Annotated in this window: 21 protein-coding genes; 12 read left to right on the top strand and 9 right to left on the bottom strand. The window is 71.6% G+C overall.

All coding sequences use genetic code 11. The annotated features are described in order from the left end of the window. Positions 1-2 precede the first annotated feature (2 nt). Genes murJ through AOM02_RS11815 form a run of 3 tightly spaced genes read right to left on the bottom strand, consistent with a single transcriptional unit; the run spans position 3 to position 4,202 of the window. Complete coding sequence (murJ, locus tag AOM02_RS11805) at positions 3-1,709, bottom strand: murein biosynthesis integral membrane protein MurJ (RefSeq protein WP_062299388.1); 1,707 nt, start codon at positions 1,707-1,709, stop codon at positions 3-5. A 1-nt stretch (position 1,710) separates the two neighbouring features. After that, the gene (locus AOM02_RS11810) at positions 1,711-3,663 is read right to left on the bottom strand and encodes a DUF6049 family protein (protein ID WP_156156210.1); all 1,953 of its coding nucleotides are present in this window, start codon (positions 3,661-3,663) and stop codon (positions 1,711-1,713) included. Next, entirely contained in the window at positions 3,660-4,202 is a 543-nt protein-coding gene (locus tag AOM02_RS11815; protein ID WP_062299394.1) for an NUDIX hydrolase, read from the bottom strand. The genes AOM02_RS11810 and AOM02_RS11815 overlap by 4 nt, the downstream gene beginning before the upstream one ends. A 101-nt stretch (positions 4,203-4,303) precedes the next feature. On the opposite strand from AOM02_RS11815, the gene AOM02_RS11820 reads away from it, so the two are divergent. Then, positions 4,304-5,764 carry a CCA tRNA nucleotidyltransferase gene (locus tag AOM02_RS11820; RefSeq protein WP_062299397.1) on the top strand — a complete coding sequence of 487 codons (1,461 nt, stop codon included), beginning with the start codon at positions 4,304-4,306 and terminating at the stop codon, positions 5,762-5,764. Between the two features lie 297 nt (positions 5,765-6,061). Here AOM02_RS11820 and ald read toward each other — a convergent pair whose 3' ends face one another. Then, complete coding sequence (ald, locus tag AOM02_RS11825; protein WP_062299400.1) at positions 6,062-7,162, bottom strand: alanine dehydrogenase; 1,101 nt, start codon at positions 7,160-7,162, stop codon at positions 6,062-6,064. Positions 7,163-7,312: 150 nt separating this feature from the next. Between ald and AOM02_RS11830 the strand changes: the two genes are divergently transcribed. Beyond that, entirely contained in the window at positions 7,313-7,843 is a 531-nt protein-coding gene (locus AOM02_RS11830; RefSeq protein ID WP_062299402.1) for an Lrp/AsnC family transcriptional regulator, read from the top strand. A gap of 19 nt (positions 7,844-7,862) precedes the next feature. Here the strand turns inward: AOM02_RS11830 and AOM02_RS11835 are convergent, their stop codons facing one another. Then, positions 7,863-9,155: an MFS transporter gene (locus AOM02_RS11835; protein WP_062299405.1), complete on the bottom strand. Its 1,293-nt coding sequence runs from the start codon at positions 9,153-9,155 to the stop codon at positions 7,863-7,865. A gap of 69 nt (positions 9,156-9,224) precedes the next feature. Between AOM02_RS11835 and AOM02_RS11840 the strand changes: the two genes are divergently transcribed. The 4 genes from AOM02_RS11840 (at position 9,225) to AOM02_RS11855 (ending at position 11,349) form a co-directional block, all read left to right on the top strand. After that, positions 9,225-9,677, top strand: a complete 453-nt coding sequence (locus AOM02_RS11840; RefSeq protein ID WP_062299407.1) for a DUF805 domain-containing protein — start codon at positions 9,225-9,227, stop codon at positions 9,675-9,677. Positions 9,678-9,769: 92 nt separating this feature from the next. Beyond that, a complete protein-coding gene (locus tag AOM02_RS11845; protein ID WP_062299409.1) occupies positions 9,770-10,144 on the top strand; it encodes a DUF805 domain-containing protein in 375 nt (124 codons plus the stop codon). Positions 10,145-10,232: 88 nt separating this feature from the next. Then, entirely contained in the window at positions 10,233-10,595 is a 363-nt protein-coding gene (locus tag AOM02_RS11850; RefSeq protein WP_169746634.1) for a DUF805 domain-containing protein, read from the top strand. A gap of 70 nt (positions 10,596-10,665) precedes the next feature. Then, positions 10,666-11,349 carry an SDR family oxidoreductase gene (locus tag AOM02_RS11855; RefSeq protein WP_062299414.1) on the top strand — a complete coding sequence of 228 codons (684 nt, stop codon included), beginning with the start codon at positions 10,666-10,668 and terminating at the stop codon, positions 11,347-11,349. A 90-nt stretch (positions 11,350-11,439) separates the two neighbouring features. Here AOM02_RS11855 and AOM02_RS11860 read toward each other — a convergent pair whose 3' ends face one another. Together AOM02_RS11860 and AOM02_RS11865 are read right to left on the bottom strand one after the other, a co-directional pair. Then, the gene (locus tag AOM02_RS11860) at positions 11,440-12,531 is read right to left on the bottom strand and encodes an inositol-3-phosphate synthase (protein ID WP_062299417.1); all 1,092 of its coding nucleotides are present in this window, start codon (positions 12,529-12,531) and stop codon (positions 11,440-11,442) included. Between the two features lie 17 nt (positions 12,532-12,548). Beyond that, complete coding sequence (locus AOM02_RS11865) at positions 12,549-13,136, bottom strand: PadR family transcriptional regulator (RefSeq protein WP_062299420.1); 588 nt, start codon at positions 13,134-13,136, stop codon at positions 12,549-12,551. Between the two features lie 236 nt (positions 13,137-13,372). Between AOM02_RS11865 and AOM02_RS11870 the strand changes: the two genes are divergently transcribed. Both AOM02_RS11870 and AOM02_RS11875 read left to right on the top strand, forming a co-directional pair. Then, complete coding sequence (locus AOM02_RS11870; RefSeq protein WP_156156211.1) at positions 13,373-15,733, top strand: transglycosylase domain-containing protein; 2,361 nt, start codon at positions 13,373-13,375, stop codon at positions 15,731-15,733. Continuing rightward, positions 15,730-16,113 carry a hypothetical protein gene (locus tag AOM02_RS11875; protein WP_062299424.1) on the top strand — a complete coding sequence of 128 codons (384 nt, stop codon included), beginning with the start codon at positions 15,730-15,732 and terminating at the stop codon, positions 16,111-16,113. The genes AOM02_RS11870 and AOM02_RS11875 overlap by 4 nt, the downstream gene beginning before the upstream one ends. On the opposite strand, the gene AOM02_RS11880 is transcribed toward AOM02_RS11875, so the two are convergent. Both AOM02_RS11880 and AOM02_RS11885 read right to left on the bottom strand, forming a co-directional pair. Next, a complete protein-coding gene (locus tag AOM02_RS11880; RefSeq protein WP_156156212.1) occupies positions 16,076-17,119 on the bottom strand; it encodes a lipid II:glycine glycyltransferase FemX in 1,044 nt (347 codons plus the stop codon). The genes AOM02_RS11875 and AOM02_RS11880 overlap by 38 nt on opposite strands. Before the next feature lie 118 nt (positions 17,120-17,237). Then, a complete protein-coding gene (locus tag AOM02_RS11885) occupies positions 17,238-18,515 on the bottom strand; it encodes a carboxylate--amine ligase (RefSeq protein WP_228373843.1) in 1,278 nt (425 codons plus the stop codon). A 259-nt stretch (positions 18,516-18,774) separates the two neighbouring features. Between AOM02_RS11885 and rpsF the strand changes: the two genes are divergently transcribed. Genes rpsF through rplI form a run of 4 tightly spaced genes read left to right on the top strand, consistent with a single transcriptional unit; the run spans position 18,775 to position 20,363 of the window. Further along, positions 18,775-19,065, top strand: a complete 291-nt coding sequence (rpsF, locus tag AOM02_RS11890; RefSeq protein ID WP_062299428.1) for a 30S ribosomal protein S6 — start codon at positions 18,775-18,777, stop codon at positions 19,063-19,065. Between the two features lie 57 nt (positions 19,066-19,122). Then, a complete protein-coding gene (locus tag AOM02_RS11895; protein ID WP_062299431.1) occupies positions 19,123-19,635 on the top strand; it encodes a single-stranded DNA-binding protein in 513 nt (170 codons plus the stop codon). Positions 19,636-19,664: 29 nt separating this feature from the next. Beyond that, on the top strand, positions 19,665-19,901 hold the full coding sequence (rpsR, locus tag AOM02_RS11900; RefSeq protein ID WP_062299433.1) for a 30S ribosomal protein S18: 237 nt from the start codon (positions 19,665-19,667) through the stop codon (positions 19,899-19,901). 15 nt (positions 19,902-19,916) lie between these two features. Further along, entirely contained in the window at positions 19,917-20,363 is a 447-nt protein-coding gene (rplI, locus tag AOM02_RS11905) for a 50S ribosomal protein L9 (RefSeq protein ID WP_062299436.1), read from the top strand. The last annotated feature ends 56 nt before the right edge of the window (positions 20,364-20,419 follow it).

Consider the following 20,419-nt stretch of genomic DNA (forward strand, 5'->3'; position numbering starts at 1 on the left):
CTCTATCGTACGGTGCGCCGCAGACGCCGCGTCAGCGGTGCCACGAGCTCGCTGGCCTCCGGCACGCGGAGCACGCGCAGCAGCGCCCAGTAGAGGACGCCCATGAGCGGGATGAGCACGGCGAGCGCGCCGAACGAGACGAGGAGCGTGTGCATCCTGTCGTCCAGGTCGATCTCCGGGATGAACCGCAGCAGGGACCATCCCACCCCTCCGGAGACGCCCGCGGCGACGAGCGCCCGCGTGCCGAGCCACGCGTACGCACCCAGCTCGAGCCTGCCCACGCGGCGACTCACGGCGGCGCCGCGCATCACCACGCCGACGACGTTCGAGAGGCTCAACGCGAAGGCGGCCCCCGCGGTCCACCAGTAGGGGTCGAGCGCCTGCTGCAGGAGCAGCATCAGGCCCACCCACGCGATGGTGACGGGGATCTGGATGTAGAAGACGGCCTTGGCGTCCTCGAGTGCGAAGAAGACGTTCTTGAAGACACCGAGAAGCGCGAGGAAGACGCCGCCCTGCGCGAGCGCGATGAGCACGTAGGAGACGGAGCGGACGACGTCGTCGCTGACGGTCGGCAGCGCGATGCGGACGATGGCCGGCGCGAGCGCGATCAGCACCGCGGTCGACCACAGGCCGAACACGGTCACGACGCGCATGCCGCGCACCACGGTGAGCCGGAGGCTCTCGGTGTCCTTCGCCGCCGCGTGCCGCGACATGGTGGTCGCGAGGGCCGTGATGAGCGACACGATGATGAGCGAGTGCGGGAGCAGGTAGAGCATCATCGCGTTGAAGTACGCGGCGTTGCCGGCCACCGCGGTGTCGCCGGCCGCGCTGCCCACGGCTCCCGCCTCGCTCGCGATGCGCGTGGCGACCACCACTCCCACCTGGTCCAGCAGCACGGCGCCGAGCGCCCACCCGGCGACGTTCGTGACGCCGGACAGCTCCCCCTTGGGCCCCCTCCAGACGAAGCTCCAGCGGTAGCCCCCACGGGCGAGCGGCCAGATCAGGATGAGCGCCTGCGCGGCGATGCCCAGCGTGGCGGTGCCGGCGATGAGCCACGTCGGGAGGGCGGTCCACCAGGTCGAGTCGTCGAACTGGCCGGCATGGGTCGCGTAGCCGCCGTACATCGCGAGGAACACGGTGAGACCCGCGATCGACACCACGTTGTTGAGCACCGGCGCCCACATGTACGGACCGAACTGCTCGCGCGCGTTGAGCACCTGTCCGAGGATCGTGTACGTGCTGTAGAAGAACAGCTGCGGGATGCACCAGAACGCGAAGGCGATCGCCAGGTCCCGTTGCGGGGCGTCCCAGCCCTGCGTGTAGATGTTGACGAAGACCGGCGCGGCGAGCGTGAAGAGGACGGTGAGCCCGAGCGAGCCGAAGACGCCGAGGGTGACGATGCGGTCGACCGTGCGCTTGCCGCCGGGGCGCCCGAACGCGCGCACGATCTGCGGCACCAGGACGGCGTTGAGCACGCCCGCGGCCACGATCGCGTAGAGCGTGTTGGGGATCTTGTTGGCGACGTCGTACGCGTCCGCGGCGATGCCCGTCGCGCCGATGGCCGCGACCAGCATCGCGTTGCGGATGAAGCCCAGGCCGCGGGACACGAGCGTCCCCGACGCCATCACCAGCGTGTTGCGGCCGAGCGAGCGCACGCGCGGCTGCGGCGGGTCCTCGACCCCGGGAGGCATCGCGTTGTCCTCGGTCACGTCACTCCTCGGGGTCCGGCTTGTCGGACACCCGCGTGGTCCGCGTCTCCTTGCGGCCGCGGCGCACGGTGCGGATCACGCCCATGACGAGCAGCACCACGAGGCCGGCGGTGAACACGGCGGTGACCGCGGTGCCCCAGTCGGCGCGCACGCGCACGCTCATCGACACGGGCGTCGCGATCGAGATGCCGTCGGTGTTGCGCAGGACCGTGATGGCGCTGACGTCCGCGGACGAGACGGCCTCGACCTCGACCGGGACGGTCTTGCTCGAGTTCGCGGGGATCGTGACCCTCGGGGTCTCGCGGATCTGCAGGTTGGGCGAGAAGGACGTCATGTCGACCACGACGGTGGCGTCGACGTCGAGGCCGTTCACCACCGTCACCGGCAGGCTGCCCTTGTCGGCGATGAAGTTCACGTCCGAGCCGATCGCGACGTGGAGCGCCTCGAGGGTCTCGTCGGCGTCGGCGGTCGCCTGCACCACCCGCAGCTGGCGGGTCTGCGCATCCTCCCGGACCGATCGTGCGACGGGCGGCAGCAGCGCCGTGCCGTGCTCGCCGAGGAAGGCGTCGGGGTCGTCCGCGACGGTGCTGAGGTCGGTGAGGTCGGCGAGCTGGTTCGACAGCCCCGCGATGGTGGCGGCATCCAGGTCGTCGGCCGCGCCGACCTTCCACCGCAGATCGACGGTGGTGCCCGCGGGCTCGGCGACGAGCTCGGCGAGGTCGACCGCGTCGACGAACGGCGCATTCATGAGCGCCGACAGCACCGAGGCCTCGCTGGTCCCGGTGGGCGACCACTCGTCGCCGGTCCACGCCAGCACAGGGGAGGCGGACTCGGCCGCCGTGAGGGCGCCCACCGCGATCGCGGCGCCCACGCCGCCCGCGTCCGTGGTCGCGCCGGCGCCGAGGTACGAGGAGAGCGTCGCGTCAGGGGTGAGCAGAGGGATGTCCTCGCCGCCGGCGCGCGTGACCGAGACGGCCGGCGTGACCTCGGCGGCGGACGCTCCGCGCGTGCTCGTCATGAGGATCGCCTCAGCCCCCTCGCGCGCGACGAGGCGCGCGGTGGACCGGTCGGCGCGGTCGACCACGGCGAGCCACGGGGTGTCGTCGGCGGTGCTCACTCCGGTGGTGAGGGACGTGCGGAGCGCGAACTCGAGCAGCGCCGAGTTGTCCGCGTGGGCGAGCGACACCAGGTCGGGGTCCTGGGTGGGGAGACGCATGACGTCGCGGTCGCTGAGGTCGAGGGTGCCGGTCCCCAGGCCGGCCAGGGCGGACTCGTCGATCGCGAGGGTGACGCCGTCGATGTCGGTCGCCGCCGCGATCGACCGCACGCGGGCGCTCAGCCCGGACGCCGTGGCCACGGTGCTCAGCTGGAGCTCCGGCATCGGCGCGTCGACGTAGGTGACCGCGCCCGTGAGGATCGTGGAGTCGCCGGTATCCGTGCGCAGCAGCACCTCGACGCCGTGGACGGCCCACGTGTCCTCGATGAAGGGCAGGCGCTTGTCCTGCGACGTGACCGAGACCGTGGTGGACGCGCCCGAGCCGAGCCGGGTGACCGGGGTCGGCTGGCCGCCGTCGGTCGACGTGACGGTCGACGTGCCGACGTCCGCGGAGCCCACGGTGACCATGGACGCGTCCTCGCCGTCGAGGTACGCCACCAGGGACTCGCGGTCCTCGAGCGGCTCGCGCGTGACGCGCAGCAGGACGCGGGCGTCGTCGAGGGGGACCATCTCGTCGTTCTCGACGGTGACGACGGTGGTCATCGACTGGCCGGGACGGAGCATGGGGGTCGGCGCGGACTCGATGGTGCCGACGGCGAGCGTCGAGGCGCCCGTCGGCACCACGTCGATCGCGGCGGCGGGCGCGAGCGCGGCGGTCGCGACGAGCACGGCGGTGCCGGCCAGAGCGCGACGCAGCGCCACGTGCCGTCGGGACCCGCGCATCGTGCCGCCGCTCACGGGGCGATGGCGAGCAGGCGTGCCGCGGCCTGGGCCATCTTCCGCTCGTTCGGGTAGGCGAGCTCGCGCGAGAGCTCCGCGACGGCGATCCAGCGGGCCACCTCGGCCTCGTGGTCGGGGTCGTTCTCCGTGGTGATGATGCCGCCCTTGGCCTCGAGGAGGTAGTGGTGCACCACCTTGTGGACGCGTCGGTCGTCGCCGGTGAACCAGTAGTCGATGATCCCGAGCGGCTGGATGATGTCCGCGTCGATGCCGGTCTCCTCGGCGACCTCGCGGACCGCGGCGATCTCGGGGGTCTCGCCCTCCTCGATGTGGCCCTTGGGCAGGCACCACTCGAGGCGGCCGGCCCGGTTGCGGCGGCCGATGCACGCGGCGTAGGCGATGCCGTCCTCGACGCGCACGGCAATGCCGCCAGCGGAGGTCTCGTTGCTCACCGGCAGGTGCGGCGCGCGGTGCGCGACGCTCTCGCGCCGCCTCAGCGCCGCTCCCTGCGGAGGCATCGGCACGGGGCCGGGGCGCGGGACGGGCGGCGTGGGCATGGCCCAACTCTAACGACCCGACGGGGGCCCGCCGGGAGCCATGCCCGGCGGGAGGCGGCCTGCGCGGGGGGAGCCGCGGCCCCGTCTGGGACACTTGTCGGGTGACCAGCCGCCCTTCCGCACCCCCCTCGCTCGACGTGCTGCGCCGCCGCGCCGCCGGACTGTGGGCGGCGCTGCCGCCGGAGATCGCGCAGCTCGCCGCCGCCTTCGAGGCGGCCGGGCACGAGCTCGCGCTCGTCGGCGGACCCGTGCGGGACGCGTTCCTCGGGCGCTCGAGCGCGGACCTCGACTTCGCGACCGATGCGCGTCCCGACGAGATCGAGCGGCTGCTCAAGGGATGGACGCGCGCGACGTGGGACATGGGGCGCGAGTTCGGCACGATCGGCGGGCGCCGCGGCGACCTGGTGGTCGAGATCACCACCTACCGGGCGGACGAGTACGACGGCGAGACGCGCAAGCCGGTCGTGGCCTTCGGCTCCTCGCTGCACGGCGACCTCGCGCGGCGCGACTTCACCGTCAACGCGATGGCGGTGCGGCTGCCGTCGATGGAGTTCGTGGACCCGTTCGACGGCCTCACGGATCTCGCCGGCGGGCTGCTGCGCACGCCCATCGACCCGGAGGTGTCGTTCGGCGACGACCCGCTGCGCATGATGCGGGCCGCGCGCTTCGCCTCGCAGCTGGGCTTCGAGATCGAGCCCGGGACGTTCGCGGCCATGGCCGCCATGGCCGAACGCATCGGGATCGTGTCCGCCGAGCGCGTCCGCGACGAGCTCGTGAAGCTGCTGCTCGGCACGCACGTGCGCGAGGGCCTCGCCGCGCTGGTCGACTCGGGCCTGGCGGACCGGGTGCTGCCGGAGCTGCCGGCGCTCAAGCTCGAGGTGGACGAGCACCACCACCACAAGGACGTCTACGACCACACCCTCACCGTCGTCGAGCAGGCGATCGACCTCGAGACCGGTGCCGACGGCGCCGTGCCCGGGCCCGACCTGGTGCTGCGCCTCGCGTCGCTGCTGCATGACATCGGCAAGCCGCCCACGCGTCGCCTCGAGCCCGGCGGCGGGGTCTCGTTCCACCACCACGAGGTGGTGGGCGCGAAGATGGCGGCGAAGAGGCTCAAGGCGCTGCGCTTCGACAAGGACACCATCAAGGCGGTCGAGCACCTCGTGTTCCTGCACCTGCGCTTCCACGGCTACGCCGACGCGCGCTGGTCCGACTCCGCGGTGCGTCGCTACGTCGTCGACGCCGGCGCCGAGCTGGAGCGGCTGCATCGTCTGACCCGTGCGGACGTCACCACGCGCAACCGCCGCAAGGCCGACCGCCTGTCCTTCGCGTACGACGACCTCGAGGCGAGGATCGCCGAGCTGCGCGAGCAGGAGGAGGTCGACGCGATCCGTCCCGACCTCGACGGCACCCAGATCATGGCGATCCTGGGGCTCACGCCGGGGCGCGAGGTGGGCGCGGCCTACAAGCACCTGCTCGAGCTGCGCATGGAGCACGGGCCGCTGGGCGAGGAGCGCGCGGAGGCGGAGCTGAAGGCCTGGTGGGAGTCCCGCGAGGGCTGAGCGGGTCGGGTCCGGGTCCGTGCCTGCGTCCATGGCCGCGCCCGCGGATGGGCGTGCGGATGGGCGTGCGTGGCCGTGGACCCTCGCGCGTGTGTCAGCTCAGGCTGAAACAGCTCCGCTTCGGACCGCCCGTCGCACGGGGCCGGCCGCGCGCGAGACGCCGCATTTCAACTCTCGCTGACATGCGTGAGAGCGACCATGGCCGCCCTGCCCGACGCGACGACGCGGACCCCCGTCGGGACGGGGACCCGCGTCGCGGCGGCTCGAGCCTCGGCGCCGGGCCTGTTGGCACCTGGGTCAGGCGGGGACCTTCGCGGCCAGGTGCGGGAAGATCTCCGCGACCGGGCCGTGGACGATGCGGCCGTCGACCGTCGCGAGACCGCGGGCGAGCGCCGGGTCCTTGGCGGTGGCGACCTCCCAGCCGTCGTTCGCGAGGCGCACCGCGTACGGGAGGGTCGCGTTGGTGAGCGCGAGCGTCGAGGTGTTGCCCACGGCGCCCGGCATGTTCGCCACGCAGTAGAAGGTCGACCCCTCGACCGTGTAGGTGGGCTCGGCGTGCGTGGTCGCGTGCGAGTCCTCGAAGCAGCCGCCCTGGTCGATCGCGATGTCGACCAGCACCGAGCCGGCCTTCATCCGCGCGACCAGGTCGTGCGACACGAGCTTGGGGGCCTTGGCACCCGCGACGAGCACGGCGCCGATGACCAGGTCGGCCTCGAGACACGCGTTCTCGACCTCGTACGCGGAGGAGACGACGGTCTTGACGCGACCGGCGTAGAGCGCGTCCAGCTGGCGCAGGCGCGGCACCGACAGGTCGAGCACGGTGACGTCCGCGCCCATCCCGACCGCCTGCGCGATCGCGTTCTGACCGGACATGCCGGCGCCGAGCACCGTCACCTTGGCCGGACGCACGCCGGGCACGCCGCCGAGCAGCACGCCGCGGCCGCCCTGGCTCGACTGAAGCGCGAAGGCGCCCACCATCGTCGCCATGCGGCCCGCGACCTCGCTCATCGGGGCGAGCAGCGGCAGCGCGCCGTCCTCGAGCGCGACGGTCTCGTACGCGATCGCGGTGGTGCCGGACTCGACCAGCGCGCGCGTAAGGGGCTCGTCGGCGGCCAGGTGGAGGTAGGTGAAGAGCAGCAGCCCGGGACGGAGGAAGCCGTACTCCGAGGCGATCGGCTCCTTGACCTTGATCACCATCTCGGCGGCCCAGGCCTCGTCGACGGTCCCGAGGGACGCACCCGCGAGCACGTAGTCCTCGTCGGCGAAGGCGGATCCCAGGCCGGCGCCGGCCTGCACCACGACCGAGTGGCCCGCGGTGACGAGCTCGCGCACGCCGGCGGGGGTCGCGCCCACGCGGCGCTCGTTGTCCTTGACCTCTGCGGGGATGCCGATGCGCATCTCTGCTCCTCTCCCTGGCGCCGGGGCGCCGCTCCTGGCCGGGCACCTCGTACCTTCTTCGCCCGACCCCTACAATTCTTGGAGGAACTTCGGTTCAGGCAAGCAATCGTGAATGCAGACGCCGATTTCGAGGAAAAGGGAGAAGGATCGATGGAGCAGAGTCTCCGAGGCGGCCCCGGCCCGAAGGGTCTTCGGCTCGACGAGCTCGACGAGCGCATCCTGTGGGAGCTCATGCGGGACGCGCGCATCCCCAACGCTGCGCTCGCCGCCCGGCTCCACGTCGCCCCGTCGACCACGCACGGCCGCGTCAAGGCGCTGCGCGAGGCCGGCGTGATCCGCTCGAGCCACATCGAGGTCGACTACGCGGCGCTCGGCCTCGAGGTCCAGGGCATCGTCTCCGTCCGCCTCCGCGCGCAGGCGCGCCCGCAGATCAAGAGCTACGCCGCGAAGGTCATCCAGCTGCCCAACGTGCTCTCGGTGTTCTTCGTGGGCGGCACCATCGACTTCCTCATCCACGTCGCGTGCACCTCGACCGCGCAGCTGCGCGACTTCGTCGCGAGCGAGCTGAGCATGGACCCCGCCGTCGCGTCGACCGAGACGAACATCGTCTTCGACCACCTCATCGGCCAGGAGCACCTGGGCAGCGGCGGCCTCGCGGCCCTGCGCGGCCCCATCCGCTAGGGACGATGCGGCGTCGGGCTCACCCGACCGGTGCCGGCACGCGGGGCGCCCGCGCGTAGACGAGCGCGACCAGCAGGTACGCCGCGGCGACCCCGGCCATCACCCACGGGGAGTAGCCGGTCGTCGGCAGCACCGTCGCGGCGACCGCCGCGCTCGACACGAACGCGACGTTGTAGGCCATGTCGTAGAGCGTGAAGGCGCGCCCGCGGTACTCGTCGGCGGTGTCGCGCTGCACGATCGTGTCGACCGCGATCTTGCCGCCCTGCACCGCGAGGCTGATGATCACCGCGGCGCTCAGCAGGGCCCAGCGGGCGGACGAGGCGGCCAGCAGCAGCTGCCCGCCCGCGCCGAGCACCAGGCAGCCGACGATCCAGCGGTGGCGCCCGACCTTCGGCCCGAGCCACGGCGTGACCACCGCCGCGAGGCCGAATCCGACCGCGGCGAAGCCGAGCACCAGGCTGAAGCTGCCCAGCGACTCCTCCGGGTGGTCCGGATCGCCGAGCAGGTGCCGCGACATCAGGATCGACGCGACGAACATGATCCCGTAGAGGAGCCGCTGCGCCGCCATCACGGACAGCGCCTGGAACGGCGTGACGCGCCGCCACAGGTATGCGACGCCGGACGCGAGCTCGGTGCCGAGCGCCCGCACCTGCGCGCCGAGCCGCAACGACTCGAGGGGGTTCTCGGGGCCGAGCTCGTCGCGCCCGAGCAGGGTCGCCGCCCAGGACGATGCGGCGAACGCGACGGCGGCCGACACCAGCGCGGCGAAGGCGAGCGAGGCGTCGGACGCGGTGGGCGCGACGAACGTCACGACGCCGCCGATCGCGGCGCCGGCGGCCGCGGCGATGGTGCCGAGGGTCGGCATGATCGCGTTCGCGGCGAGCAGCTCGTGCGGCGGCACCACGTTCGCGAGGCCGGCGGACATGGCCGCGAGCAGGAAGCGGTTGACGGAGAGCGTGAGCAGCGCGAGCGCGTAGAGCGACCAGAGCGGCCCGTCGAGAGCGAGCACGCCCAGGATGACACCGGCGAGCCCCACCCGGACCAGGTTGCCGACCAGGAGGATCCGCTGACGCGGCCAGCGGTCGATGAGCGGGCCGACGAACGGGCCCACCAGGGTGAACGGTGTGAGGAGCACCGCGAAGCCGATGGCGATCTCCGCGGGCGTGGCCGCCTGGGTCGGGTCGAAGAAGAACGCGGTGGCGATGCCCACCTGGAACATCCCGTCGCCGCCCTGCGAGAGCAGGCGCGAGAGCGTGAGCCGGCGGAAGCCACGGGCCCGCCAGAGCCGTGCGAGGTCGCTGGCCAGGGTCACGTGCCCAGCGTAGAGGTCCGGATGCCGGGGGAGGCATCAGTAGAGTGACGGAGGAAGAGGGGAGGCCGCATGGGCTTCGGCGAGTCCGTCGCGACGTGCTTCCGCCGCTACGCGACGTTCCGCGGCCGCGCGAGCCGCAGCGAGTTCTGGTGGTTCCAGCTCTTCGGCTCGCTCGCGTGGGTCGTGACCGTGGTGGTCGCCTCCGCGCTGTGGCTCGCCGCCTTCGAGGGCGCGGCCCGTCCCACCGAGGACCCCGCGATCAACCCCGACTCGGTGTCGTGGGGGCCGCTCACCGGCGCCGTCGGCGTGCTCCTGCTCTACACGCTCGTGATCGGGGTGCCGCTGCTCGCCGTGACCTCGCGTCGGCTGCACGACGTCGGCATGGGCGCCTGGTGGCTCGGCCTGCTCGCGCTGGGCCTCGGCATCGTGCTCCTCGCGCTCGCCGTGGTCGAGGGCCAGCGCGGCGCCAACCGCTTCGGACCGGACCCCCGCATCGTGCGCGGCGTGCCCGCACCCGCCTGATCCGATCTCGGCGCGCACCAGCGACAACGCTGTCATGTCCCGCTAGGGTGGGCGCGCCGGCGAGCGCCGGCGCAACGAGAAGGGGAGCGGACATGGGCGGTTACATGACGGCGCTGCGGCGCTACGCGGAGTTCAGCGGGCGGTCGCGCCGGAGCGAGTACTGGGGCTTCGTGCTCGTCAACGTGCTCATCTCGATCCTCCTCAGCATCCTGCTGCTGGTCTCGGGCTACGACTACGAGACGATGGAGCCGAGCGGCTTCTCGATCGTCGTCCTCGTGGTGCTCGGCATCTACGCGCTCGCGATGCTCATCCCGTCGATCGCGCTGCAGTGGCGCCGCTACCAGGACATCGGCTGGCCGGGTGCCGTGTCGATCATCGGCTGGTTCGTCAGCCTCCTCACGCTCATCGTCGCCTTCATCCCCGGCAACGACGGCCCCAACCAGTACGGGCCCGACCCCAAGGCCTGACCTCCGCGGCCACGCCGCGCGCGCCGCGCGCGACGTGGCTACCGTGGGAGCATCCGCTAGCAGGGGGAGGGCCACCATGGACGGCTTCGTGACTGCGTTCCGCAGGTACACGGACTTCGCCGGGCGCTCGCGACGCCGCGAGTACTGGGGCTTCGTCCTCGTCAACGTGGTGATCTTCGGCGTGGTCTCCGCGCTCGCCCTGACCGTCGGCCGCGACGCCGACGCGGGCACCTACACGACCCTCGGCTGGGTGCTGGTGATCGCCCTGTCCTTCTACGGCCTGGTGCTCCTCGTGCCGGGCATCGCGATCCAGTTCCGCCGCTACCAGGACATCGGCTGGCCGGGCGCCGTGTCGATCGTCGGCTGGTTCCTCCCGCTGCTCACCTTCATCGTGGCGTGCATCCCGGGCAACGAGGGTCCCAACAAGTACGGGCCGGACCCCAAGGCCTGATCCGGCCATCGCGCGCGCAGGTCGCGGGCCTCCGGTTGCAGGGGTGCAGGCCTCGGGCCAGGCTGGACGTATGAGCATCCCGGCACGCGTGGCGATCGTGGGCGGGGCCGGCAAGGTGGCCCGTCGGCTCATCCCCATCCTCCTGCACCGCGATCACGAGGTGATCGCGCTCGCGCGACGGGAGGAACAGCTCGGCGCCCTGTCGGACCTCGGGGCGATCGCTCGCCACCTCGACATCGAGGCCGCCGAGGAGCACGACTTCGCGACCGCGTTCGGCGGCTGCGACGCGGTGGTCTTCGCCGCGGGCGGCGGCCCGGACGGGAACGCGTCCCGCAAGCGCACCGTGGACCTCGAGGGCTCCCTCAAGGCGCAGGCCGGCGCCAAGCTGCGCGGGATCAAGCGCTTCGTGCAGGTCTCCGCGATGGGCGTGGACACGGATCCGGATCCCGAGCGCGGCGACGTGTGGACCGCGTACGTGTACGCCAAGCGCGAGGCGGACGTCGCGCTGCGGCACTCCGGGCTGCAGTGGACGATCCTCCGGCCCGGGGCCCTGACCGACGGCCCCGGCACCGGGTGCATCACGATCGGCGACAAGGTCCAGCCGTACTCGATCCCGCGGGTCGACGTCGCCCAGACCATCGCCTCGTGCATCTCCCGGCCCCGGACCGCCGGTCACCAGTGGGAGATCGTGACGGGCCCCGAGCCCATCGGCACGATCCTCGACGCGCTGACCAGGGACGCCGCGCGCGCCTGACCCGTCGCGGCCGAGAACGCCGGAAGCCCGGGCCCCCCTCAGCGGGGGCCCGGGCTTCCTTGTGCCTCAGCGGGTCTCAGTCGAGACGGTTCAGCGGTCGACCTCGCCGACGATGAACGACTCGAGCTGGGCGCGGCCCTTCGTGTCCTCCATCTGGACCGGCGGCGACTTCATGAAGTAGGTCGAGGCCGAGAGGATCGGGCCGCCGATGCCGCGGTCCTTGGCGATCTTCGCCGCGCGCATGGCGTCGATGATGATGCCGGCCGAGTTCGGGGAGTCCCAGACCTCGAGCTTGTACTCGAGGTTGAGGGGGACCTCGCCGAAGGCCGAGCCCTCGAGGCGGACGTACGCCCACTTGCGGTCGTCGAGCCACGCCACGTAGTCCGACGGGCCGATGTGCACGTCGCGGCCGTCCTTGATGCCGGAGAGCGGGCCGGTGAGGTTCGACGTCACGGCCTGGGTCTTCGAGATCTTCTTGGACTCGAGACGCTCGCGCTCGAGCATGTTCTTGAAGTCCATGTTGCCGCCGACGTTGAGCTGGTACGTGCGGTCGAGGCGCACGCCGCGGTCCTCGAACAGCTTCGCCATCACGCGGTGGGTGATGGTCGCGCCGACCTGCGACTTGATGTCGTCGCCGACGATCGGCACGCCGGCCTCCTGGAACTTCGCGGCCCACTCCGGGTCGGACGCGATGAACACGGGGAGGGCGTTGACGAACGCGACACCAGCGTCGATCGCGCACTGCGCGTAGAACTTCGCGGCCTGCTCCGAGCCCACGGGGAGGTAGCAGACGAGGACGTCGACCTCGCGGTCCTTGAGGATCTGGACCACGTCGACGGGGGTCTCGTCGGACTCGACGATGGTCTGGCGGTAGTACTTGCCGAGGCCGTCGAGCGTCACGCCGCGCTGGACCTGGACGTCGGTCTTGGGGACGTCGCAGATCTTGATGGTGTTGTTCTCGGACGACTGGGTCGCCTCGACGAGCTCCTTGCCCACCTTGAGCGAGTCGACGTCGAACGCGGCCACGAACTCGATGTCCGAGACGTGGTACTCGCCGAACTGCACGTGCATGAGGCCCGGCACGGTCTCCTCGGCCTTGGCGTTCTTGTAGAACTCCACACCCTGGATGAGCGACGTGGCGCAGTTGCCGACGCCGACGATGGCGGCACGAAGCTTGGCCATGGTTGTTGTCTCCTTGACTAGTGGCCCGTGGGGGTGGGGCCTGGGTTGTCACCGCCGGGGGCGGATCGTTCATTCTCGATGAGCCGGTCGAGCCACTCGACCTCGCGCTCGACCTGCTCGAGGCCGTGGCGCTGGAGCTCGGCCGTGTAGGCGTCGTGGCGCTCATGCATCCGCTTGAGCCCCTCGGCGACCTCCTCGAGCCGCTCGGAGAGGCGGCTGCGCCGCCCCTCGAGGATCCGCAGCCGCGTGGCGGCGTCGGTGTGGGCGAAGAGAGAGAAGCGCACGTCGAACGCGTCGTCGTCCCACGACGACGCGCCGGCGCTGGCCAGCTCCTCCGCCAGGCGGGCGCGACCCGCGTCGGTGAGGCTGTACGCGATGCGCGCGCGGCGGGACGATGCGGGCGACGCGACCGCGGGCTCCTCGCCCGTGGCCACGATGAGGTCCGCCTCGACCATGCGGCGCAGGCACGGGTACAGCGACCCGTAGCTGAGGGCCCGGAACGGGCCCAGCTCGGCACCCAGACGCTTGCGGATCTGGTAGCCGTGCAGCGGCTGGTCCTGGAGGATGCCGAGGATCGCGAGCGTCAGGACGTCGGTCTTGGCCACGCGCGGCTCCTCTCTCCTCGGGGCCCGCACCAGCGGGCCGATATCACGACCAGTTGTATCGCACCGATACATCGCAGACCGTACAGTAGGACGCACCGATGCGCGAATCCGCCGCGCCGCGGGGACATCGGCCGACGTTCGCGCGTTGGACGATGCGGCGATCGCAGTCGCGGCGACGCCCCCCGGGCGCGGCCCGCGTCCGCAGCCGTCCAACCAGCGATCCGTAAGGTGGTCACGTGACCGAACGCCCCAGCAGCCCTCAGCGCGTCTCCACACGCGGCACCTCGTCGACCCCCGCCCAGCCCTCGCGCTCCGGCCAGGCGCCCACCCGGCGCAGCACCCGGACCGCGCAGAACGGCGGCGCAGCGTGGGCGAGCACGGGCGTGCAGCCGACCGCCGCATCGTCCCCCGCGCCGACGGGCGGCGGGAACGGCGGGAACGGCGGCGGCAAGGGCACGAAGGGCAAGGACGGCAAGGGCAAGGGCGACCAGCCGCGCTGGAAGAGGATCCTCAAGATCACCGGCATCACCGCGCTGATCGCGTTCCTGGTGGCTGTCGCCGTCGGGGCGATCGGCCTCATGGTCATCTACTCGCGGCTCGAGGTGCCCGCGGCGTCCGACGTCGCGCTCGCGCAGTCCTCGACCGTGTACTGGGCCGGCGGCAAGCAGGAGATGGCCAAGGTGGGCGAGGTCGACCGCGAGATCATCGACTGCTCGGCGCTGCCCGACCACGTGCCGCACGCGATCGTCGCCGCGGAGGACCGCAGCTTCTACACGAACGCCGGCATCGACTTCACCGCCACGGCCCGCGCGCTGTACAACACCATCGTCCTGGGCAAGACCCAGGGCGGCTCGACCATCACGCAGCAGTACGTCGAGCGCTACTACGTGGGCGAGACCACCACGGACATCCCGGGCAAGATCAAGGAGGCGCTGCTCGCGCTCAAGGTCGACTCGGAGCAGACCAAGGACGAGGTCCTCTGCAACTACATGAACACCATCTACCTCGGCCGCGGCGCGTACGGCATCGAGGCGGCCGCGCAGGCGTACTTCGGCAAGCCCGCCGAGGAGCTCACGGTGTCCGAGGCCGCGCTGATCGCGGGCGTCATCCCCGCGCCGAGCGCGTGGGACCCGCGGGTCAGCCCGTCGGACGCCGAGCGGCGCTGGAACTACGTGCTCGACGGCATGGTCGAGGCGGAGTTCCTGTCGCAGGCCGAGCGCGACGCCCAGGAGCTCCCCGAGACCGTGGAGTACGCGACCTCCGACACGTTCGGCGGCACCAACGGCTACCTCATCCGGGCGGCGCTCGACGAGGCCATCGCCACGCTCGACCTCACGCAGGAGGAGCTCGAGATGGGCGGCTACCAGGTGGTCACAACCTTCAAGAAGAAGGACCAGGCCAACGTCGTCAAGGCCGTCAAGCAGATGCCCAAGGACCACGCCGACAACCTCAAGGTCGCGGCGACCACGGTGGACGCCGCGACCGGCGCCGTCACCGGCATGTACGGCGGTCCCGACTACCTCGAGATCCAGCGCAACGCGGTCACGCAGGACATCGCGCAGGCGGGCTCGACGTTCAAGCCCTTCGCGATGATCGCGGGCCTGTCCACCGGCTTCTCGCTCGAGACCGAGTACCTGTCCAACGACTCGATGACCCTGCCGGGCTTCGAGAACCCCGTGCGCAACTACGCCGGCGTGAACTTCGGCTGGATCGACATGGTCGAGGCCACCGCGAACTCGGTGAACACGTACTACGTGCAGCTCAACGAGGCCGTCGGCCCCGACGTGACCATGGAGACCGCGATCGAGGCGGGCCTGCCCGAGGACACGGTGGGCCTCGACGCGAACGCCGCGAACGTGCTCGGCACGGCCTCGCCCACCGCGATGCAGATGGCGCAGGCGTACTCGACCATCGCGGACGGCGGCCTGCGGAAGCCCACGTACATGGTGCAGAAGATCGTCGGCCCCGACGGCGAGATCGCCTTCAAGCACGAGACCGAGGCGGACCGCGTGTTCTCCAAGGACGTCATCGCGGACACCACGTACGCGATGCAGCAGGTGGTCGAGCGCGGGTCCGCCGTCAAGGCGAGCGCCCTCGGGCGCCCGATCGCGGGCAAGACCGGTACCTCGAACGACAACAACTCGGCCTGGTTCGCGGGCTTCACGCCGCAGATCGTCGGCATCGTGTCGATGTACCAGGTGGGCGAGGACGGCTCGGTCGAGTCGATCACCCCGTTCGGCGGCTACTCCGAGATCACCGGCGCGACCGTGCCCACCGACATCTGGGTGTCCATGATGGGACCGATCCTCGACCGCATGGACGTGGTGGACTTCCCGCCGCGCGCGGACGTCGGCAAGGCCGTGAACTCGAGCCCGTCGCCGACGGCCACCGCGTCGCCGTCGCCGGAGCCGTCCGAGACGAGCAAGCCCAAGCCGACCAAGACGAGCACTCCCAAGCCGACGGAGACGTCCGAGCCGGTCACCACGCCCACCCCGGAGCCCACGCCGACGGCGACCGCTGAGCCCACCCCGGAGCCCACCGCGACGCCGCTGCCCGGCGCCGGACTGGGCAACGGCAACGGGAACGCGGGCGGGTGAGCGTCGGGGCGCTCTCCGCTGTCGTGACGCTGGCCGCCCTCGCGCTCGGGACTGTCGCGGGCTCGCGGCGCGCGCTGCCCTGGTGGGCGGCCGCGCTCGCGCTGGTCGCGCTCGGCCCGATCGCCTACGCGCCCTACGCGCCCCTCGCGTCGCTGTGGTTCGTGGTCACGACCCCGGCGCTGACGGCGGTGGCACTCGCGGCCGTCGGGGTCGCGCTCGGCCTGGCCGCGCGGGCCACGCTGCGGGCCTGGCGAGCGGAGCACGATGCGCTCGCGGCCGGGTGCCGCGCGGCCGTGCTGGCGGCGGTCGCGGTGGTCGTGCTGGCGGTGCGACGCCGGCGTGTCAGCCCCGTACGGCTCGCTTCAGCCGCAGCGCCGTGACCAGCGCGCGGTAGCGCAGCGGCTTGAGCGGCACGTCCCACGCGCCGTCGCACTCGACGATCTCGCCGAACTGCTGCTTGAACTCCCGCACGCCCATGAGCTGCGGGGCGCGGTCCGAGCCCACGCCGAAGAGGTCGTACTCCCGCACGCCCTCCTCCTTGAGCGTCATGAGGATCTCCCACTTGATGCGCAGCGCGGCGTTGGTGTCGCGGGCCTCAAGGTTGTTGCCCGCGTAGTAGTCGGTGCCGCCGTCCTCGTGGACCACCGCGATGACCCAGGCGACGGCCCGGCCGGGCGCGAGGTCGCCGTCGGGGCCGGTGTCGTGGCGGCGCGCGACCCAGACGCGGGCATGCGGCGCGAGCGCCTCGAGCATCGTGAGGTACATCTCGGCGGGGAAGATCCCGAAGCCGGCGCCCTCGGCGGTCTCGCGGTAGATGTCGTAGAGCTCCCCGAAGGCCTCGGCGCTGAGGCCGGTCTCCTCGGTCACCGTCATCGCCTCGTCCTTGAGGGTTCTGCGGATCTTGTAGCGGCCGCGCTTGGAGAACGTCGCCATGATCGCGTCGGGCTCGGGCGTCAGGTCGATGTACACCGTGTGGTCGAACGTGACGGTCTGCAGGAGCTCCTGCAGCTCGGGCGCCGCGTGGCGGGCGTGCATCCGCAGGAACACCGCCCACGGGAAGCGCTCCTTGATGTCCGACGTGAGCGCGTCCCGGATCGCCTTCTCGTGCTCCGCGGTGCGCTCCACGAGCGGGACGGGCCCGTGCTTGGCCCACACGTACGGGAAGCCGCGCACCTCGTAGCGGGACAGCGAGACCACGGCCACCGGCGCATCGTCCCCGCCCAGGACGGCGAGGCGCACCAGGTGCTCGCGGCCGGGCACGGCCGCGTCGTAGGCGTCCCACGCGGGGGCCTGCTCGATGGGGACCGGGTGGTCGGCGCCGCGGGCGAGCTCGAGGAACCGCTCGTCGGAGACCTCCTCGACGCGGAGGGGCGTGGGGATCGTCATGGCCACGAGCCTATCGGCGGGGTCGCGGCGCTCGTCCGTCGTGCCCCGGTTGATCGCCTGGTGCGACTTCTCGGGCTCGCCTCCGCACCCGATGATCACCGTGGCGCGTGCGCCGTGGCTAGAACCCGCTCTCGGTGGGCCGCGGGTAGTGCTGGCGGTACTTCTGCACCAGGCGCACGTCGAGCGCCCGCACCCATAGCCGGCGCTTGAGGCTCGCGTCGCCCCGGTAGCGCAGCGGGTGCTGGACGCCGTGGCGGCGCTTCGCGGCCTTCACCTTCGCCTTGAGCGCCGGGTCCAGCAGGTAGCGCAGCAGGAAGCGGTACGGCACCACCGAGTACAGCACCTGGTCCTGCGGCACCTGGGGCGCGGCGGGCGCGTCGCCGTCCACGTGGCCGGGCAGCAGGTCGCGTGCCACCATCTCGGCGACGTTGACGCCGGCCGCGGTGACGTAGAAGTTGTTGCGGCCGATGCGCGGGTTGACCTCGAAGAAGACGTTCTCCCCGGTGCGGCTCGACACCTTGTAGTCGAAGTTCGCGAAGCCGAAGTAGCCGGCGTGGTCGAGCAGGCGGGCCGCGGCGTCGAAGGCCTCCTGGTCGACGTGCGTGAGGATCGCGGCGGGGATGCCGAGCGTGCCCGGGGTGTGCTCCTCGAGCAGCACCTGGCCGCCGGCGACCAGCGTGACGGAGCCGTCCGAGTCGCGGTACGCGGTGAGCGAGCGCATGCAGGTCTCGTCGCCGGGCACGAACTCCTGCAGCAGGAACTCGCTCGGGTACGCGCGCTCCGCGAGGTGGCCGAGGACGGTCTCGATCTGCTCCTCGGACGTGAAGTGGTCGATCTTCTGCTTGCCCGGGAAGTCCACCTCGAACCAGTCGGCGCTGTCGGCGGGCTTGCCGATCACGGGGTAGTCGAGCCCCGACCCGCGTAGACGCTCCATCGCCTCGGCCGGCGCGACCGCGCCCGCGGCGAGCGCCTCGGGGGTGAAGCCGACCGCGATGGTGAGCGGCGTCCGGATCCCGACCGCGTCGCACGCCTCGGCGAACGCGACCTTCGACGACACCGCGTCGAACATCGCGAGGTCCGGCAGCGGCAGGCGCCAGCGCGGGTCCAGGCGGTCGCGGTGCTCGGCGAGCAGGCGCACGTGGAAGTCGAGGTTCGTGAAGAGCACGAGCTGGTGGTCCGGGTGGGCGGCCGCGATCTCGTCGAGGCGGCGCAGCAGCGTCTCCGGGGTGAAGACGTCGGGCTCGACGATCCAGCGCGCGAGCGTCGAGTGGCGGCCGAAGGTGGTGACCCGCGGCCCGAGCACGATCGACTCCCAGCCGAACCGCTCGTGCGCGGCCCGCTGGAACGCGTACGTCCCGATGTCGCCGCCGAGGCCCACGACCAGCACCTGCTCCACACATACCTCCCGGTTCGCCCGGTCCAGTCTAGGGCGCCTCGCCCGGCCCGCCCCGGGCCGCGGTCCAGGGCCGCGCGCGGGTGACCCGCGCATCGTCCCTCCCCACCCCCGGGACCTGCTACTGGCGCATCGTCCCTGGCGGACGGTATCCTGTGATGTCGCGGATAGCCCTGACCACCTGGTGAGGACGTCCGCGACTGCATCACCCTCCTGCCACGGAACGTCCGTGGCCGCATGAGTCCAGAGGAGGTGGGTATAGATGCGTCAGTACGAGATGATGATCATCCTCGACCCTGAGATCGACGAGCGCACGGTCACCCCGTCGCTCGACAAGTACCTTCAGGTCATCACCGGCGACTCCGGCACCGTCGACAAGCTCGACGTGTGGGGCCGTCGCCGCCTGGCCTACCCGATCAAGAAGAAGAACGACGGCATCTACGCCGTCGTGAACTTCACGTCGGAGTCCGCTACCGCGAAGGAGCTGGAGCGCCAGCTGGGTCTCAACGAGACCATCCTCCGCACCAAGCTGCTCCGCCCGGACGCCCACTAAGGGTCCGGGCCTCTCCCGACTCTCACCAGCGAATACACGAAACCAAGGGGAACACACATGGCAGGCGACACCCAGATCACCGTGGTCGGCAACCTCACCGGAGACCCGGAGCTTCGCTTCATCTCCTCCGGCGCGGCCGTCGTCAACTTCACGGTGGCGTCCACCCCCCGCACGTTCGACCGTCAGTCGAACGAGTGGAAGGACGGCGAGACCCTGTTCATGCGTTGCTCCCTCTGGCGTGAGGCCGCCGAGAACGTCGCAGAGTCCCTCACCAAGGGCATGCGCGTGATCGTCACCGGCCGTCTCGTGTCCCGCTCGTGGGAGGCGAACGGCGAGAAGCGCTCCGTCATGGAGATGCAGGTCGACGAGGTCGGCCCCTCGCTCCGCTACGCCACCGCCAAGGTCACGCGCACGCAGCGCGGTGGCCAGGGTGGCGGCTTCAGCGGTGGCGGTGGTGGCGGCGGCTTCGGCGGCGGCAACTCCGGCGGTGGCTACAGCAGCTCGCCGGCCGGCGGCTCCTCGAACGACCCGTGGGCGACCGCCCCGGCGTCGGACGAGCCGCCGTTCTGATCGGTACTTTTCACTCAGGAGTCTTCAACATGGCTAAGCACGACATCCGCAAGCCGCGCAAGAAGGTCAACCCGCTCAAGGCCGCCAAGGTCGAGCGGATCGACTACAAGGACACCGCGCTGCTTCGCAAGTTCATCTCCGACCGCGGCAAGATCCGTTCGCGCCGCGTCACCGGTGTCACCGTCCAGGAGCAGCGCGAGATCGCGCGTGCGATCAAGGTCGCGCGCGAGATGGCGCTCCTCCCCTACTCCGGCTCCGGCCGCTGATCGGGGGGAATCCACATGGCTAAGGTCATCCTGACCCACGAGGTCTCCGGCCTCGGCATCGCCGGCGACGTCGTCGACGTCAAGGACGGTTACGCCCGCAACTACCTGGTTCCGCGCAAGCTCGCCACCCCGTGGTCGGCCGGCGCCGAGAAGCAGATCGAGGGTCTCCGCAAGGCGCGCCGCGCCAAGGAGATCGCGACCATCGAGGGTGCCCAGGCTGCGCGCGACGCGCTGCAGTCGGCCCCCGTCGTCGTCGAGGTGAAGGCCGGCGAGTCCGGTCGTCTCTTCGGCGCCGTGTCGCCCGCCGACATCGCGAACGCGATCGGCGCCCGCGCCACGGTCGACAAGCGTCGCATCCACGTCGCCCAGCCCATTAAGGCGCTCGGCGAGTACCAGGTGCAGGTCTCCCTTCACCAGGACGTGGCCGCGAACGTCACCGTCAAGGTGGTCGCCGCCAAGTAACCCTGCTCCGGCAGGTCGCACGAGGCCCGGGTCTCCCCTTCGGGAGGCCCGGGCCT

The organism is Demequina maris, from assembly GCF_000971155.1.
GTDB lineage: Bacteria > Actinomycetota > Actinomycetes > Actinomycetales > Demequinaceae > Demequina > Demequina maris.